This is a genomic window from Aeromonas sp. FDAARGOS 1409, assembly GCF_019048705.1.
In the GTDB taxonomy this organism is placed as follows: domain Bacteria; phylum Pseudomonadota; class Gammaproteobacteria; order Enterobacterales; family Aeromonadaceae; genus Aeromonas; species Aeromonas sanarellii.
The window spans coordinates 2,742,839-2,757,653 of sequence record NZ_CP077395.1; the positions used below are offsets into that span (position 1 = coordinate 2,742,839).

At 62.2% G+C, this 14,815-nt stretch carries 14 protein-coding genes; 7 read left to right on the plus strand and 7 right to left on the minus strand.

Going from position 1 to position 14,815, the window contains the following annotated elements; all coding sequences use genetic code 11:
- Positions 1 to 76 precede the first annotated feature (76 nt).
- From nagE to glnS, 3 genes are all read left to right on the plus strand, one after another.
- Positions 77 to 1,531 carry an N-acetylglucosamine-specific PTS transporter subunit IIBC gene (gene nagE / locus I6L39_RS13095; RefSeq protein ID WP_042077327.1) on the plus strand — a complete coding sequence of 485 codons (1,455 nt, stop codon included), beginning with the start codon at positions 77 to 79 and terminating at the stop codon, positions 1,529 to 1,531.
- A 121-nt stretch (positions 1,532 to 1,652) separates the two neighbouring features.
- Positions 1,653 to 4,316 (plus strand): beta-N-acetylhexosaminidase, encoded by a 2,664-nt coding sequence (locus I6L39_RS13100; RefSeq protein ID WP_216989882.1) that lies wholly within the window; start codon positions 1,653 to 1,655, stop codon positions 4,314 to 4,316.
- Between the two features lie 339 nt (positions 4,317 to 4,655).
- Complete coding sequence (gene glnS / locus I6L39_RS13105) at positions 4,656 to 6,317, plus strand: glutamine--tRNA ligase (protein ID WP_216989883.1); 1,662 nt, start codon at positions 4,656 to 4,658, stop codon at positions 6,315 to 6,317.
- Positions 6,318 to 6,418: 101 nt separating this feature from the next.
- Here the strand turns inward: glnS and fur are convergent, their stop codons facing one another.
- Positions 6,419 to 6,847, minus strand: coding sequence for a ferric iron uptake transcriptional regulator (gene fur, locus I6L39_RS13110; RefSeq protein ID WP_042077333.1), 429 nt, complete (start codon positions 6,845 to 6,847; stop codon positions 6,419 to 6,421).
- Between the two features lie 232 nt (positions 6,848 to 7,079).
- Here fur and I6L39_RS13115 point away from each other — a divergent pair, with 232 nt between their 5' ends.
- A complete protein-coding gene (locus tag I6L39_RS13115; protein WP_216989884.1) occupies positions 7,080 to 7,553 on the plus strand; it encodes a DUF4442 domain-containing protein in 474 nt (157 codons plus the stop codon).
- 64 nt (positions 7,554 to 7,617) lie between these two features.
- Here I6L39_RS13115 and fldA read toward each other — a convergent pair whose 3' ends face one another.
- From fldA to I6L39_RS13135, 4 genes are read right to left on the minus strand one after another with little or no spacing between them, the layout of a single operon-like run.
- Positions 7,618 to 8,142: a flavodoxin FldA gene (gene fldA, locus I6L39_RS13120; protein ID WP_042077336.1), complete on the minus strand. Its 525-nt coding sequence runs from the start codon at positions 8,140 to 8,142 to the stop codon at positions 7,618 to 7,620.
- 40 nt (positions 8,143 to 8,182) lie between these two features.
- Positions 8,183 to 8,479, minus strand: a complete 297-nt coding sequence (gene ybfE / locus I6L39_RS13125; protein ID WP_005325670.1) for a LexA regulated protein — start codon at positions 8,477 to 8,479, stop codon at positions 8,183 to 8,185.
- Between the two features lie 20 nt (positions 8,480 to 8,499).
- Positions 8,500 to 8,721 carry a DUF2788 domain-containing protein gene (locus I6L39_RS13130; protein WP_042077338.1) on the minus strand — a complete coding sequence of 74 codons (222 nt, stop codon included), beginning with the start codon at positions 8,719 to 8,721 and terminating at the stop codon, positions 8,500 to 8,502.
- A 55-nt stretch (positions 8,722 to 8,776) separates the two neighbouring features.
- Positions 8,777 to 9,541 (minus strand): alpha/beta fold hydrolase, encoded by a 765-nt coding sequence (locus I6L39_RS13135; protein ID WP_209793594.1) that lies wholly within the window; start codon positions 9,539 to 9,541, stop codon positions 8,777 to 8,779.
- A gap of 290 nt (positions 9,542 to 9,831) precedes the next feature.
- On the opposite strand from I6L39_RS13135, the gene seqA reads away from it, so the two are divergent.
- Both seqA and pgm read left to right on the plus strand, forming a co-directional pair.
- Entirely contained in the window at positions 9,832 to 10,344 is a 513-nt protein-coding gene (gene seqA, locus I6L39_RS13140) for a replication initiation negative regulator SeqA (protein ID WP_201996801.1), read from the plus strand.
- A 53-nt stretch (positions 10,345 to 10,397) separates the two neighbouring features.
- Entirely contained in the window at positions 10,398 to 12,047 is a 1,650-nt protein-coding gene (pgm, locus tag I6L39_RS13145; RefSeq protein ID WP_128273094.1) for a phosphoglucomutase (alpha-D-glucose-1,6-bisphosphate-dependent), read from the plus strand.
- 78 nt (positions 12,048 to 12,125) lie between these two features.
- On the opposite strand, the gene I6L39_RS13150 is transcribed toward pgm, so the two are convergent.
- Entirely contained in the window at positions 12,126 to 13,007 is an 882-nt protein-coding gene (locus I6L39_RS13150) for a DMT family transporter (RefSeq protein WP_042077344.1), read from the minus strand.
- 97 nt (positions 13,008 to 13,104) lie between these two features.
- Here I6L39_RS13150 and I6L39_RS13155 point away from each other — a divergent pair, with 97 nt between their 5' ends.
- The gene (locus I6L39_RS13155; protein ID WP_042077345.1) at positions 13,105 to 13,587 is read left to right on the plus strand and encodes a MarR family winged helix-turn-helix transcriptional regulator; all 483 of its coding nucleotides are present in this window, start codon (positions 13,105 to 13,107) and stop codon (positions 13,585 to 13,587) included.
- A 44-nt stretch (positions 13,588 to 13,631) separates the two neighbouring features.
- Here the strand turns inward: I6L39_RS13155 and mltB are convergent, their stop codons facing one another.
- Positions 13,632 to 14,729: a lytic murein transglycosylase B gene (gene mltB / locus I6L39_RS13160; protein WP_216989885.1), complete on the minus strand. Its 1,098-nt coding sequence runs from the start codon at positions 14,727 to 14,729 to the stop codon at positions 13,632 to 13,634.
- Positions 14,730 to 14,815: the final 86 nt, after the last annotated feature.

The window sequence follows — 14,815 nt, forward strand, 5'->3', positions numbered from 1 at the left end:
TCAAGCCTTGATGGCTTATGCGTCGAACGTGATAAGCACTTAATTTCTAGAAAAACACCAACTAAGGAGAGGAACCGTGAACATTCTCGGTTATTTGCAAAAGATCGGCCGTGCCCTGATGGTGCCGGTGGCGGTATTGCCTGCCGCAGCGATCCTGATGGGGATTGGCTACTGGATTGACCCGAACGGTTGGGGTGGCGGAAGCCCTCTGGCTGCGTTTCTGATCAAGGCGGGCGCCGCCATCATCGACAGCATGCCCATTCTGTTCGCCGTGGGCGTCGCCTATGGCATGTCCAAGGATAAAGACGGCTCCGCCGCGCTGGCCGGTCTGGTCGGCTTCCTAGTGGTCACCACCCTGCTGAGCCCGGGCGCCGTGGCCCAGATCAAGGGCATCCCGGCCGACCAGGTGCCGGCAGCCTTCGCCAAGATCAGCAACCAGTTCGTCGGCATCCTGTGTGGTGTCATCGCGGCCGAGCTGTACAACCGCTTCAGCAGCGTGGAGCTGCACAAGGCGCTGGCCTTCTTCTCCGGCCGTCGTCTGGTGCCGATCGTGACCTCCGTGGTGATGATCGTCGTCTCCTTCATCCTGATGGCGGTCTGGCCGGTCATCTACGGTGGCCTGGTCTCCTTCGGTGAATCCATCGTGAGCCTGGGCTCCACCGGCGCCGGCATCTACGCCTTCTTCAACCGCCTGCTGATCCCGGTCGGTCTGCACCACGCCCTGAACTCCGTGTTCTGGTTCGACGTGGCCGGCATCAACGACATCCCGAACTTCCTGGGTGGCCAATCCTCCATCGACGCCGGCAAGGCCGTCGTAGGCGTGACCGGCATGTACCAGGCCGGCTTCTTCCCCATCATGATGTTCGGTCTGCCGGGTGCCGCGCTGGCCATCTACCACAGCGCGAAGAAAGAGAACAAAGAGAAGGTTGCGTCCATCATGATCGCCGCCGCCTTTGCCGCCTTCTTCACCGGGGTGACCGAGCCGCTCGAGTTCTCCTTCATGTTCGTGGCACCGGTACTGTACGTCATCCACGCCCTGCTGACCGGCCTGTCCGTGTTCATCGCCTCCAGCATGCACTGGATCGCCGGTTTCGGCTTCAGCGCCGGTCTGGTGGACATGGTGCTCTCCAGCCGCAACCCGCTGGCCACCCAGTGGTACATGCTGCTGGTACAGGGTCTGGTCTTCTTCGGCCTCTACTACGTGGTCTTCCGCGCCGTGATCGCCAAGTTCAACCTGAAGACCCCGGGTCGTGAAGACGACGAAGCCGTGCCGGTACAGGCCCAGACCACCGACCGCACCGAGCTGGCCAAGCAGTATCTGGAAGTGCTGGGCGGCCAGGAGAACCTGGTGACCATCGACGCCTGCATCACCCGCCTGCGTCTGACCCTGAAAGACCGCAGCATCGTCGACGAGCGCAAGCTCAAAGCCCTAGGCGCGGCCGGTGTGGTCAAGCTCGGTGAGCAGAACCTGCAGGTGATTCTGGGCCCATTGGCCGAAATCATCGCCGGTGAGATGAAAGCCCTGCGTTAATCGAGCGACTCGCTCACCTCAAGTCTAAGTCCATTGTTGACATAACTAAGGGCCCCGCCTCGGGGCCCCATATAAAAAAGCCAAGAAAATCCAACCTTTACTTCAAACGAGAGCAGCAGTTATGAACTTGAAACATTCTCTGTTAGCCATTGCCATGTCTACCGTTTTCGCCGGCCCAGCACTGGCAGCCGATGCCGCCAAGCAAGCCGTGGTCGACGCCCTCGCCAGCAACCTCGTCGTCAAGTACGAAGTCGTCACCAATGACGGTGCCGGCGCCGGCCTCGACTGCCAGGCACTGGGTTCAGAGTGGGCGAGCTGCGGCGTTGCCAAGCTGCACCTGACCAACACGGGGGCGGATGTGACCTCCAAGGACTGGAGCATCTATGTCTCCTCCATCCGCCGCATCCAGCGGGTGGACAACGACCAGTTCACCATCACCCACCTGACCGGCGACCTCTATCGTTTGACGCCGACCGAGAAGTTCCAGGGCTTTGCCAAGGACGCCACGGTCGAGGTGCCCCTGGTGGTGGAATACTGGGTACTGTTCGAATCTGACATCATGCCGAACTGGTATGTCGCCAGCGAAGGGGCCGAGCCGAAAGTGCTGGCCAGCATGAGCAACATCGACGACGCCAGCACCTACGAGAAGCCGATGCCGGCCGACGGCTGGAAGCGCACCAAGGATGACAACAACATCCTGATGAACAGCGAGACCCGCTTCGCCGCCAACCAGACCAGCACCCTGCTGCCTGCCGGCAAGATTGACGACCGCATCCTGCCGAGCCCGATGAAGCAGGTGGTCAAGGCCGGCCCGCAAATCGACTTCTCCACCATCAAGCTCAATGCCCTTGACCTGCCGAGCGATCGCGCCGAGGCCATCAAGGCTCAACTGACCAAGCTGGGTGTTACCCTCTCCGACACCGGCTACCCGGTCACCATCAAGCTCGGCAGCAAGCTCAAGCAGGCCGAAGGCTACGACATGACCATAGGCCAGAAGGGCACCGTCATTCAGGGCCACGACATTGACGGCGCCTTCTGGGGTGCCCAGTCCCTGATCTCCCTGCTGGGCGTTGACGACAAGCTGGTGAGCCAGATGACCGTCGAGGATGCGCCGCGCTTCGAATACCGTGGCATGCAGACCGACGTGGCCCGTCACTTCAGAAGCCCGGAGACCCTGAAGAAGCTGGTGGACCAGATGTCCGCCATGAAGCTCAACGTGCTGCATCTGGGCCTGACCAACGATGAAGGCTGGCGCATCGAGATCCCGGGCCTGCCGGAACTGACCGACGTCGGCAGCCAGCGTTGCCACGATCTCTCCGAGACCCAGTGCCTGATGCCGCAGCTCGGCTCCGGCCCGACCAGTGACAACCAGGGCTCCGGTTTCTACAGCAAGGCCGACTACATCGATCTGGTGCGCTATGCCAAGGCCCGCGGCGTGACCGTGATCCCCGAGATCAACATGCCGGCCCACGCCCGTGCCGCCGTGGTCTCCATGGAGGCGCGTTACAAGCGTCTGATGAGCGAGGGCAAAGAGGCGGAAGCCAACCAGTTCCGACTGACCGACCCGGCCGATACCTCCAACGTCACCTCGGTCCAGTTCTACGACAAGATGTCCTTCATCAACCCCTGCCAGCCGGGTGCCGCCACCTTCGTGGCCAAGGTGATGGACGAAGTGGCCCAGATGCACCAGGCCGCCGGCCAGCCGCTGACCGCCTGGCACTACGGTGGTGACGAGGCGAAGAACATCATGCAGGGTGGTGGCTATCAGGATCCGGCCGTCACCAAGAAAGAAGAGCTGGTCGCCTGGAAGGGCAACGTCGACTCCAGCAAGCAGGACAAGCCGTTCGGCAAGTCGCCGATGTGCCAGAAGATGATCGACGATGGCAAGATCAAGGACGTGGCCGAGCTGCCGGTCCATTTTGCCAAGGAAGTGAGCGAGATGGTCAAGGGCCACGGCTTCTCCACCCTGCAGGCGTGGGAAGATGGCCTGAAGTACGCCACGGATGCCAGCGTGTTCGCCACCGACAAGACCCGGGTCAACTTCTGGGAAACCCTCTACTGGGGTGGCTTCAACGAGGCGATGAAGTGGGCGCACAAGGGCTATGAGGTGGTGCTCTCCAACCCCGACTACCTCTACTTCGACTTCCCGAACGAGGTACACCCGGCCGAGCGCGGCTACTACTGGGCCACCCGCTTCAACGACACCCGCAAGGTGTTCGCCTTCGCCCCGGAAAACCTGCCGCAGAACGCCGAGACCTCGGTTGACCGCGACGGCAACGCCTTCGTGGCCAAGGGGGATCAGGATCCGGTCAAGTTCAAGGGGATCTCCGGTCAGCAGTGGAGCGAAACCGTGCGCACCGATGCCCAGTACGAGTACATGGTCTATCCGCGCATCTTCTCCGTGGCCGAGCGCGCCTGGCACAAGGGCGGCTTCGAGCTCGACTACGTGAAGGGTCGCGAGTTCTCCGGCACCACCAAGCACGTGAACAAGGCCACCCTGAACAAGGAGTGGAACCAGTTTGCCAACGTGCTGGGTCAGCGCGTATTGCCCAAACTCGACCAGGCCGGGGTGGAATATCGCCTCTCCGTACCGGGTGCCAAGGTGGTGAACGGTGTGCTTGAAGCGAACGTGGATCTGCCGGGTCTGCCCATCCAGTACAGCCTGGACGGCACCAACTGGACTGCCTACGACGCCGCGGCCAAGCCGACCGTCAATGGCAAGGTCTGGCTGCGTACCACCAGCTTCGATGGCAAGCGCACCAGCCGCGTCACCGAACTGAACTGATAGCCCTCGTTTCTTAACGCAAGGTGGGTCGCAAGACCCGCCTTTCCCAAGGGCGATAGGCCATCGGGCTTGGGAAAGGTTGACTCTGCGTGTGAACCTTTGTTGTGTGTGTTTTGTCTGTTTTTCATCACTTGAGACCCCGCCCCGTGCGGGGCTTTTTTTGACCAGGATCTCTGCAATTTCTCCCGTTTCGCCGTTTTTGGTGCGCCAATGACCCGAATTGGCCAAATTCAGGTTGAGGCAGGGCGCGTAATGAGGGATCATACCCGGCTTGACGGCGGGGGTATGAGGGTGCCAGCCGGCACAACGTCCGCCAGTGACGCATTTTTGAGGTGAGCCATGAGTCAGGCGAACAGCCCAACTAACTTTATTCGTCAGATCATTGATGAAGATCTGGCCAGCGGTAAGCACAACCGCGTGCATACCCGTTTCCCGCCGGAGCCGAACGGTTATCTCCATATCGGCCACGCCAAATCCATCTGCCTGAACTTCGGCATCGCCCGCGACTACCAGGGCCAGTGCAACCTGCGCTTCGATGACACCAACCCGGCGAAGGAAGACATCGAGTTCGTGGAGTCCATCAAGCAGGACGTGCAGTGGCTCGGCTTCCAGTGGAGCGGCGAGATCTGCTACTCCTCCGACTATTTCCACAAGCTGCACGGCTATGCCATCGAGCTCATCGAGAAGGGGCTGGCCTATGTGGACGAGCTCTCCCCGGAGCAGATGCGCGAATACCGCGGCACCCTGACCGCGCCGGGCAAGAACAGCCCGTTCCGCGATCGCAGCGTGGAAGAGAACCTGGCCCTGTTCGCCAAGATGAAGAACGGCGAGATGGCCGAAGGCAGCGCCTGCCTGCGCGCCAAGATCGACATGGCATCCCCCTTCATCGTGATGCGCGATCCCGTCATTTATCGCATCAAGTTTGCCCACCACCACCAGACCGGTGACGAGTGGTGCATCTACCCGATGTATGACTTCACCCACTGCATCTCGGACGCCCTGGAGGGGATCACCCACTCCCTGTGCACCCTGGAGTTCCAGGACAACCGCCGCCTGTACGACTGGGTGCTGGACAACATCAGCATCGATTGCCACCCCCGTCAGTACGAGTTCTCCCGTCTGAACCTCGAATACACCGTCATGTCCAAGCGCAAGCTGAACCTGCTGGTGACCGAGGGGCACGTCAGCGGCTGGGATGACCCCCGCATGCTGACCGTCTCCGGTCTGCGCCGTCGTGGCTACACCCCGGCTTCCATCCGCGAGTTCTGCAAGCGCATCGGCGTGACCAAGCAGGACAACATCGTCGAGATGAGCATGCTGGAAGCCTGTATCCGCGACGATCTCAACGAGAACGCCCCGCGCGCCATGGCCGTGCTGCACCCGGTGAAGGTGGTGATCGAGAACCTGGCGGCCGACGAGGTGCTGACGGCGCCTGCGCACCCGAACAAGCCGGAGATGGGCAGCCGTGAGCTGCATTTCTCCCGCGAGATCTTCATCGACGAGGCGGACTTCAAAGAGGAAGCGAACAAGCAGTTCAAACGTCTGGTGCTGGGCAAGGAAGTGCGCCTGCGCAACGCCTACGTCATCAAGGCCGAACGGGTCGAGAAGGATGCGGACGGCAAGGTCACCTGCATCTACTGCTCTTACGATCCCGAGACCCTGGGCAAGGATCCGGCGGACGGCCGCAAGGTGAAAGGGGTGATCCATTGGGTCAGCGCCAGTCACTCCCTGCCGGCCGAAGTGCGTCTCTACGACCGTCTGTTCAAGGTGCCTAACCCGGGCGCCGAGGATGACTTCGAGGCGGCCCTGAACCCGGAATCCCTGGTGATCATCGAGGGGGCCCGAGTGGAGGCTTCCCTGAAGGACGCCAAGCCGGAGTTTGCCTACCAGTTCGAGCGCGAAGGGTACTTCTGCGCCGACAACAAGCTCTCCAGCGCCGAGCACCTGGTGTTCAACCGCACCGTGGCCCTGCGGGACGTCTGGGGCAAGGCCGAGGCCTGATATGAGAGGGCAGGGGAGACCCTGCCTTTCTTGTCCGGATTGCGGACACAAAAAAGCCAGCGTGATGCTGGCTTTTTTTCATGGCACGCGCGGTGAAGCGGTTATTCGTCGTGCTTGCAGTCACCGTTGGCGCAGTGGCCATACAGGTAGAGGCTGTGGTTGGTCAGGCGGATGTTGTGCGCCTTGGCGATGTCGCGCTGACGCTGCTCGATCACCTCGTCGGAGAACTCGATCACCTTGCCGCAGTCCAGGCAGACCAGATGGTCGTGATGCTCCTGAGTCGCCAGCTCGAACACCGACTTGCCCCCTTCGAAGTGGTGACGGGTGACGATACCGGCATCATCAAACTGGTTGAGAACGCGATAGACGGTGGCGAGACCAATCTCCTCACCCTGATCGATCAGCCGTTTGTACAGATCTTCCGCACTGGTGTGCTGGCAGTCCGGCTGTTGCAGGATTTCCAGGATCTTGACGCGGGGCAAGGTGATCTTGAGCCCGGCCTTTTTTAACGCTTGGTTGTTGTCTGCCATATTCTATTTATTCGCATTCTCGAAGGTGTGGTTATTCTGATTGACTGCCGCTGGAATGGCAACCACGAACTCGCTTGGCCTGTCATTATAGGTCGTAGCCAAGTTAAAAATAAACCCAGCAATTCAATGGGTTTAGCACATTTACCCCACTGGAAGATTAATCCGGCCCGCTTGCTCCACGAGAGAATGTTGATACTATGTGATCTCTTCATAGTCTGGTCGGATGAGATCCATGGATTGGCTTTTTGGCAACGCGGCCTGGGTGCGCTGTGCCCTCAACGCCTGGCCCCCGTTCTGGGGCGCCGGCATCAAGATAGAGACATTGAGTTCCGATTTTCGCTTCTGCCGGGTGACCCTCAAGTCCCGCTGGTGGAACAAGAATGCCAACCGCACCCAGTTCGGTGGCAGCATGTTCGCCATGACGGATCCCATCTATCCTCTGATGCTGATGGGTCATTTCAAGAACCGCTATTACGTCTGGGACAAGGCGGGCAGCATCAACTTCATCAAGCCTGGCAAGGGCAAGCTGGTGGCGGAGTTCACCCTGACCGACGGCAAGCTGGCGTCGATCGTGGCGGCGACCGAGGGGGGAGACAAGCACTTCCCCGAGTTCGAGGTGCTGGTGCAGGATGGCCAGGGCGAGCTGGTGGCCCAGGTGAAGCGCACCCTCTATGTCAGATCCAAGCCCCAGCACAGGGGCGGCTGAGTGCGGAGGACAGATGCAACAAGGGCCCCGTCGGGGCCCTTGTTGCATGGAGAGGGGAGGGAGATCACTCCAGCTCGCTCAGGCACATCTCTTCGTGCAGTTGCTTGCACCAGCCCTTGACGCGCTCTGCGGTCAGCTCCGGCTGGCGATCCTCGTCGATGCCCAGACCCACGAAGTGCTTGTCATCCACCAGGGCCTTGGAGGCTTCGAACTCGTAACCTGCGGTCGGCCAGTGACCTATGATGATGGCGCCCTTGGCTTCGACGATGTCACGCAGGGTGCCCATGGCGTCGAGGAAGTACTCGGCATAGTCTTCCTGATCGCCGCATCCGAAGATGGCGACCAGCTTGTTGGTGAAGTCGATCTCTTCGAGCTCGGGGAAGAAGTCGTCCCAATCGGCCTGGGCCTCGCCGTAGTACCAAGTCGGGATACCGAACATCAGCAGATCGAAGCTGTCGATGTCGGCCTTGCTGCTCTTGGCAATGTCACGGACTTCAATCAGTTGCTTGCCCAGTTCTTTCTGGATCATCTTGGCGACAGCTTCGGTATTACCGGTATCGCTGCCGAAAAACAGACCTACACTAGCCATAGTGTTTAGTTACCCGTATCTGGTGTTGATGCTTAACGGTTCAGATTGCGATGCCTGCTGCATGAGCAGACTCGATCTGTTGCTTCAGGATAGATTGGATCAGCTCGGCTCGGCTGACGTTCTGTTGCAGCGCAAGTTGGTTCAGGCGCTCCAGCAACTCGGCTTCCACCTTCAACTCGACCCGCTTCAGCCCGTTCTCCCGATCGCGCTTGAGCTGGTTGCGCTTGTTGATCTTGAGCTGGGTCTCACGGGGGAGTGGGTTGGTCTTTGGCCTGCCGGGGCGCTTCTCAGTTGCGAACAGATCCAGTGTTGTTCGATCAGTTTGCTGTTTGGCCATACATCACAGATGAAAAGTAGTTAGCCGATCCCTGAGCCTTCCCAGCCCATTTCGATCAGCCCCTTGGCGACAAAACCCGCGCAACCCAGAAACAGCACCAGCCAGACGACGAAGCGGCCAAAACGGGGCACGTTGCCGCGTTTGAGCACATCCTGAATGGCCAGGCCAATCAGCAGGAAGATGGCCACGAAGAACAGCTTCAGGCCCAGACTCTCGATGAGATCGATGTGTTCACTCAGCATGGATTGCGCGCACTCCTTAAGACGGGCGCACTATATCACAAAGGATTTGAAACTGTTAACCGCCTGTCGACAGGAAATCCACAACCAGTTTGTTGAACAAAACCGGCTTTTCCGCGTGCAGCCAGTGGCCGGTTCCGGCGATCACCCGCACCCTGGCCGCCGGGAACTGGACCAGGGCCGTCTCGCTGTATTGGGGCAACATGTAGTCCGACTCTCCCCCCTTGATGAAGAGCGTCGGCCCCTCGAAACGGCGCTCGTCATCGGGCCAGCCCATGATGTTGGCGTAGTTGCGCTCGAGGGCCGGCACGTTGAAACGCCACCCCCACCCTGACTCCCCTTTGGCGAAGGATTTGAGCAGGAACTGGCGCACCCCGGCGATCTCGATGTGCTCCGCCAGCATGGCTTCCGCCTCGCTGCGGCTTTGGGGAGCGTGCTCGAGCGTGGCGTTGAGCCCGGCGAAGACGTTCTTGTGGCGGGCGTGGGGATAGGCCACGGGGGCGATGTCGGCCACCACCAGCTGGCTGACCCGTTCCGGTGCCTGCTTGGCGAGCTGCATGGCGACCTTGCCCCCCATGGAGTGACCCACCAGGGCCACCCGATCGAGCCCAAGGTGGTCCAGCAGGGCGAGGACATCCGCCGCCTGGGCCGGGTAGCTCATCTCGTCCGAGTGAAAGGAGGCGCCGTGATTGCGCAGATCGACGCTGATGACCCTGTATTGCTCGCCGAGCGGGCGCGCCAGCAGGCCGAGGTTGTCCAGGCTGCCGAACAGGCCGTGGATCAGCACGACGGGGGCCCCCTGGCCCTGCTCCTTGAAATTCAATAATGAGTTTTGTTGCAAAATGACACCTTGTCGGTCGTGGGCTGTGTCGCCAGGTTTTTTAACACACTGAAAGAAAAGGATTTCATTCCTGATGGGGCATTTTTTTGTGGTTTTTTTCCAAAAAAAGTGCCCCGGGATCGGCTATCAGTGCGGGGGATCACACACTTGGCCCGCCATTATGCCGTATTCTCGGGGAGATTCATGCACATCTGCCAGCCCCTCCCTTGGGCTGCCGGGTCTGCCTATGTATAATCGCCGCATCCGAATTTCGACGAGTCCAGCGCATCCCTATGAAAACCATCGAGCTTGATGACGATCTCTACCTCTTTATCGCGAGCCAGACCCGGCACATCGGCGAGAGTGCGTCCGATATCCTGCGCCGTCTGCTGGAGCAACCCGGTCAGCTGACCCCGGTCGCCCCTGTCGCGGCACCGACCCAGTCTCAGCCCCAGCCGGTGGCCGATGCGCTGGGGCTGGAGGCCCTGCTGGATTCCGGCGAGCTGCAGAAGGAAGAGAAGTCCATCAACCGCTTCATGCTGGTATTGAGCACCCTGTACCGGGACAACCCGGAGGGCTTCACTCAGGCGACCGAGATCAAGGGGCGCAAGCGCGTCTATTTCTCCCGGGATCCCGAGGCGCTGCGTGCCAGTGGCAGCACCACCAAGCCCAAGCCGGTGCCGGATACCCCGTTCTGGGTGATCACCAATACCAACACCAGTCGCAAGCAGAACATGGTGGCCCAGCTGATGACCAGCATGGGTTATGACGAGGATCTGACGGCTCGGGTGTGCGGCGCCGTTTAACGCATCAACGACTCAAGGCCTTGCCGGGCAAGGCTCAGCTCAAGGAAAACGCCATGGCACAGCATTCCCACGCCGGTCAGCCGGCTCGTCTCTGCGATTTGACCAACATCCCCCGTCTGGTCAGCGCCTACTACCTCAACAAGCCGGACATGAGCCGCCCCGAGCAGCGGGTCGCCTTCGGCACCTCGGGCCACCGTGGCAGCGCCCTGCACAGCGCCTTTACCGAGTCCCATATCCTGGCGGTGACCCAGGCCCTGGTGGAGTATCGCCAGCAGGCCGGCATCACGGGCCCGCTGTTCGTCGGCATGGATACCCACGCTCTGTCCGAATCGGCGTTTGCCAGCGCGGTGGAAGTGCTGGCGGCCAACGGCGTCGAGACCCGCATTCAGGCCGGTCTCGGCTTCACGCCGACCCCGGTCATCTCCCACGCCATCCTGCGCCACAACGCAGGCAAACCTGCTGCCCTGGCGGACGGCGTGGTGATCACCCCGTCCCACAACCCGCCGGAAGATGGCGGCTTCAAGTACAATCCCCCCCACGGCGGCCCCGCCGAGGGCGAGATCACCAAGTGGGTGGAGGACCGCGCCAACGCGATTCTGGAAGCGAACCTGGCCGGCGTGAAGCGCATGCCGTTCGCCGAGGCGCTGGCCAGCGAGTTTGTGGTCGAGCACGACTATGTCACCCCCTATGTGGACGATCTCGAGAACGTGCTGGACCTGGCCGCCATCAAGCAGGCCGGCATCAAGATCGGGGTGGATCCGCTCGGCGGCTCCGGCGTCGCCTACTGGGACGTGATCGCCAAGCGTTACGGCCTCGACATCGAGGTGGTCAACTACAAGGTCGACCCGACCTTCTCCTTCATGACCCTGGACAAGGACGGCAAGATCCGGATGGATTGCTCCAGCCCGTTCGCCATGGCGAGCCTGATTGCGCTCAAGGACAAGTTTGACATCGCGCTCGGCAATGACCCCGACTACGACCGTCACGGCATCGTTACCAAGGCGGGGCTGATGAACCCGAACCACTACCTGGCGGTGGCCATCCAGTACCTGTTCACCCACCGCACCGGTTGGGCCAAGGAGGCCGCCGTCGGCAAGACGCTGGTCTCCTCCTCCATGATCGATCGGGTTGCCGGCGAGATCGGTCGCACCCTGAAAGAGGTGCCGGTCGGCTTCAAGTGGTTCGTGGATGGCCTCCATAGCGGCGAGTTCGGCTTTGGCGGCGAGGAGAGCGCGGGCGCCTCCTTCCTGCGCAAGGATGGCACCGTCTGGACCACAGACAAGGATGGCTTCATCCTGGCGCTGCTGGCGGCCGAGATCCTGGCCGTCACCGGCAAGGATCCCCAGGCTCACTACGACGCCCTGGAGGCCAAGTTCGGCCGCTCCAGCTACCGTCGCATCGACGCCCCGGCCAACAGTGCCCAGAAGGCGGTGCTCTCCAAGCTGGATCCGGCGCTGGTGGAGGCCTCCATGCTGGCGGGTGACCCCATCACCGCCAAGCTGACCCGCGCCCCCGGCAACGATGCCGCCATCGGCGGTTTGAAGGTCGTGACCGAACACGGCTGGTTCGCGGCGCGCCCGTCCGGCACCGAGTCCATCTACAAGATCTACATGGAGAGCTTCAAGGGGGAGGCACACCTGGACCTCATCCAGCAGGAGGCCCAGCAGATCGTCTCCGCCGCCCTGGCAAAAGCCGGCGTCTGAGCCCGCGCCAGCCTGACGTCATCACCAAGAAAAGAGGAGCCGCATCGGCTCCTCTTTGCTTTTCTGTCGGTCGAGCGATCAGCCGTTTCCCGGGTGTTCGGGGCAAGCCTTGCGGGCCTGCCAGCGCTTGAAGAAGGGGCGGGCCGGTAGCTTCATCAGGAAGAGGGAGAGCAGGATCACCCCGATGCCGAGCCACTGGCGGCCGTCCAGCGCCTCGCCCACCAGCAGCACGCCGAGGGAGACCGCCACCATGGGATTGGTGAGGGCCAGCATGCCCATCACCTCGGGACCGTGGCGCTTGAGCCCCCACAGCCAGGCCCAGTAGGCGAGCGCGGTGTTGAGCAGGATGAGCCAGCCAAAGGCGGGGGCACTCGCCAGTTGCGGCACAGGCATGGGGCCCGCCAGCCACCAGGCGAGCGGGATCAGCATCAGGCCGCCCAGCAGCAGTTGCCAGGCGGTGAGCGCCAGCAGATCGCTGACCGGCCAGCGCTGCATCCAGCGGCTGGACTGGCCGATGAGCACGGTGGCCAGCAGGGCGCACGCCACGCCGACGGGGTCCAGGTTGGCGGAGGGGTTGAGCAGCAGGAGCACCCCGGCGAGCCCCATCAGCCCCAGCAGCAGCCATTTCAGCGACGGCCTGACGCCATCCTGCAACCAGGCCAGCGCCATCAATACCAGCGGCAGGGTGGCGCCCAGGGTGCCCGCCACGGCGCCCGGCAGGCGGAAGGCGGCCACGAACAGCAGGGCGAAGAAGGCGGTGATGTTGCAGAACGCCAGCAGGCACTGGCGATTCCAGGTCAGCGGTGGCCAGCGGGGATGGATCAACAGCAGCAGCACGCCGGCGGGCAGGGCTCGCCACACGGCCACCCAGTAGGGGGAGTAGTCGGTCAGGTAGAGACTGACGACGGCATAGGTGCTGCCCCACAGCAGGGGGGCGAGCAGGGCGATCAGCAGCGGCATGGTTGTCTCACAAAAAAGTATCTTCAAGTAAAGATAAATTAGCCGCGAGTTGGTTTATTATCAAGTATCTTTATATAAAGATAAAAAGGGAGCCCGAATGGACAGTGATCACGTTGACCTGCTGCTGGCCCAGTGGGCGCGGCAGCGCCCGGATCTCGACTGCTCGCCCATGGGGGTGCTGGGACGGGTGGCGCGCATGGCGGCCATCGCCGGGCGCGAGGTGAGCGAGGAGCTCAAGGAGTGCGGCCTGCTCGGCTCGGATTTCGATATCCTGGCGACCCTGCGCCGGGCCGGTGAGCCGCTCACCCCGACCGCCCTCTACCAATCCGCCATGCTGAGCTCGGGGGCCATGACGGCCCGGCTCGACAAGCTGGAGCAGCGCGGCCTGATCACTCGTCAGGCGGCCCCAGATGACAGGCGCAGCCTGCTGGTCAACCTGACCGACGCGGGCCTGGCCCTGGTGGACGAGGCGGTGGAGCGGCACCTGGCCAACGAGCGCCGCCTGCTGGCCCCGCTGACGGGGGAGGAGCAGGCGCAGCTGGCGGCCCTGCTCAAGCGCTGGCTGCTGGAAAACGAATAGCAAAACGGGCCCGCGGGCCCGTTTTTGTTGGCTGTATGCCTGGCTCAGTAACCGCCGCGGGCATCCCTGACGGCAAGGCCGAGCTGCCACACCGCCATGGCGTAGTGGGTGCTGTGGTTGTAGCGGGTGATGGCGTAGAAGTTCGGCAGGCCGTACCAGTACTGGTAGCCCGTGCCCACGTCCAAGCGCAGCAGGCTCGCCTCCTGGTGGTTGCCAAGGGAGGCGATGGGGGCCAGTCCGGCACCGCGCAGGGTGGTGACCGGATAGCGGGTCTGGAAGCCGTGCTCATAGCCAGGCAGTTGCCCCTGACCACGCACCGCCACCGGTTGCCCCTTCTCCCAGCCGTGGGCCTTGAAGTAGTTGGCCACGCTGCCGATGGCATCCACCGGATCCCACAGATTGGTGTGGCCGTTGCCGTCGAAGTCCACCGCGTAGCGCTGGAAGCTGGAGGGCATGAACTGGCCGTAGCCCATGGCGCCGGCGTAGGAGCCCTTGGGTTCGGTGGGATTCATCCCCTCGTCCCGGGTCATCACCAGGAAGGCCTCCAGTTCGCTGGTGAAGAACTCGGCGCGGCGCGGGTAGTCAAACGCCAGGGTCGCCAGGGCATCCAGGATGCGGGTCTTGCCCATCACCCGGCCCCAGCGGGTCTCCACCCCTATGATGCCGACGATGATCTCGGGCGGCACGCCGTAGATCTGCTGCGCCCGGTTGAGCTCGCCCTCGTACTCGCGCCAGAAGCTGACGCCGTTTTGCACGTTGTCCGGGGTGATGAACTTGGTGCGGTAGCGGTTCCAGGCGCCGGTAGGCCCGGTGGGGGGCGTGCGGGTGGGCGCCTGGGCATCCATCAGCCGGATGATCCAGTCATAGCGCTCGGCCTGGGCCAGCAGCTGGTGAAGCTCGGCGCCGTTGAAGCCGTGCTTGTCGATCATGCGCTGCACGAACCTGTCTACGTTGCTGCGGTTGGAAAAATCCCCCTTGCTGACGCCAAGACCGACCCCGCTCTGGTAGACCGGCTTGGCGGGAGGCGCCTGGTTGATGAAGGCGCTGTTGGGCTGGGGTTTGACCACGGGCTTGGGCGCCGGCGTGCTGCTGCAGCCATAGAGCAGGGGAAACAGGGAGAGGACACAGACAAGGCGACGCATAGGGTTCTCGTGAGCCTGAAAAAGAGTGCCGTCATGGTAAAACATTGACGTCCATGCGCAAGTGTTCCGTACCGGGCCGGCTCCCC

Excerpts from the sequence above, each read along its gene's own strand:
- I6L39_RS13100 (WP_216989882.1), top strand. The coding sequence starts at position 1,653 with ATGAACTTGAAACATTCTCTGTTAGCCATTGCCATGTCTACCGTTTTC.
- glnS (WP_216989883.1), top strand. The coding sequence starts at position 4,656 with ATGAGTCAGGCGAACAGCCCAACTAACTTTATTCGTCAGATCATTGAT.
- fur (WP_042077333.1), bottom strand. The coding sequence starts at position 6,847 with ATGGCAGACAACAACCAAGCGTTAAAAAAGGCCGGGCTCAAGATCACC.
- I6L39_RS13115 (WP_216989884.1), top strand. The coding sequence starts at position 7,080 with ATGGATTGGCTTTTTGGCAACGCGGCCTGGGTGCGCTGTGCCCTCAAC.
- fldA (WP_042077336.1), bottom strand. The coding sequence starts at position 8,142 with ATGGCTAGTGTAGGTCTGTTTTTCGGCAGCGATACCGGTAATACCGAA.
- ybfE (WP_005325670.1), bottom strand. The coding sequence starts at position 8,479 with ATGGCCAAACAGCAAACTGATCGAACAACACTGGATCTGTTCGCAACT.
- I6L39_RS13130 (WP_042077338.1), bottom strand. The coding sequence starts at position 8,721 with ATGCTGAGTGAACACATCGATCTCATCGAGAGTCTGGGCCTGAAGCTG.
- seqA (WP_201996801.1), top strand. The coding sequence starts at position 9,832 with ATGAAAACCATCGAGCTTGATGACGATCTCTACCTCTTTATCGCGAGC.
- pgm (WP_128273094.1), top strand. The coding sequence starts at position 10,398 with ATGGCACAGCATTCCCACGCCGGTCAGCCGGCTCGTCTCTGCGATTTG.
- I6L39_RS13150 (WP_042077344.1), bottom strand. The coding sequence starts at position 13,007 with ATGCCGCTGCTGATCGCCCTGCTCGCCCCCCTGCTGTGGGGCAGCACC.
- I6L39_RS13155 (WP_042077345.1), top strand. The coding sequence starts at position 13,105 with ATGGACAGTGATCACGTTGACCTGCTGCTGGCCCAGTGGGCGCGGCAG.
- mltB (WP_216989885.1), bottom strand. The coding sequence starts at position 14,729 with ATGCGTCGCCTTGTCTGTGTCCTCTCCCTGTTTCCCCTGCTCTATGGC.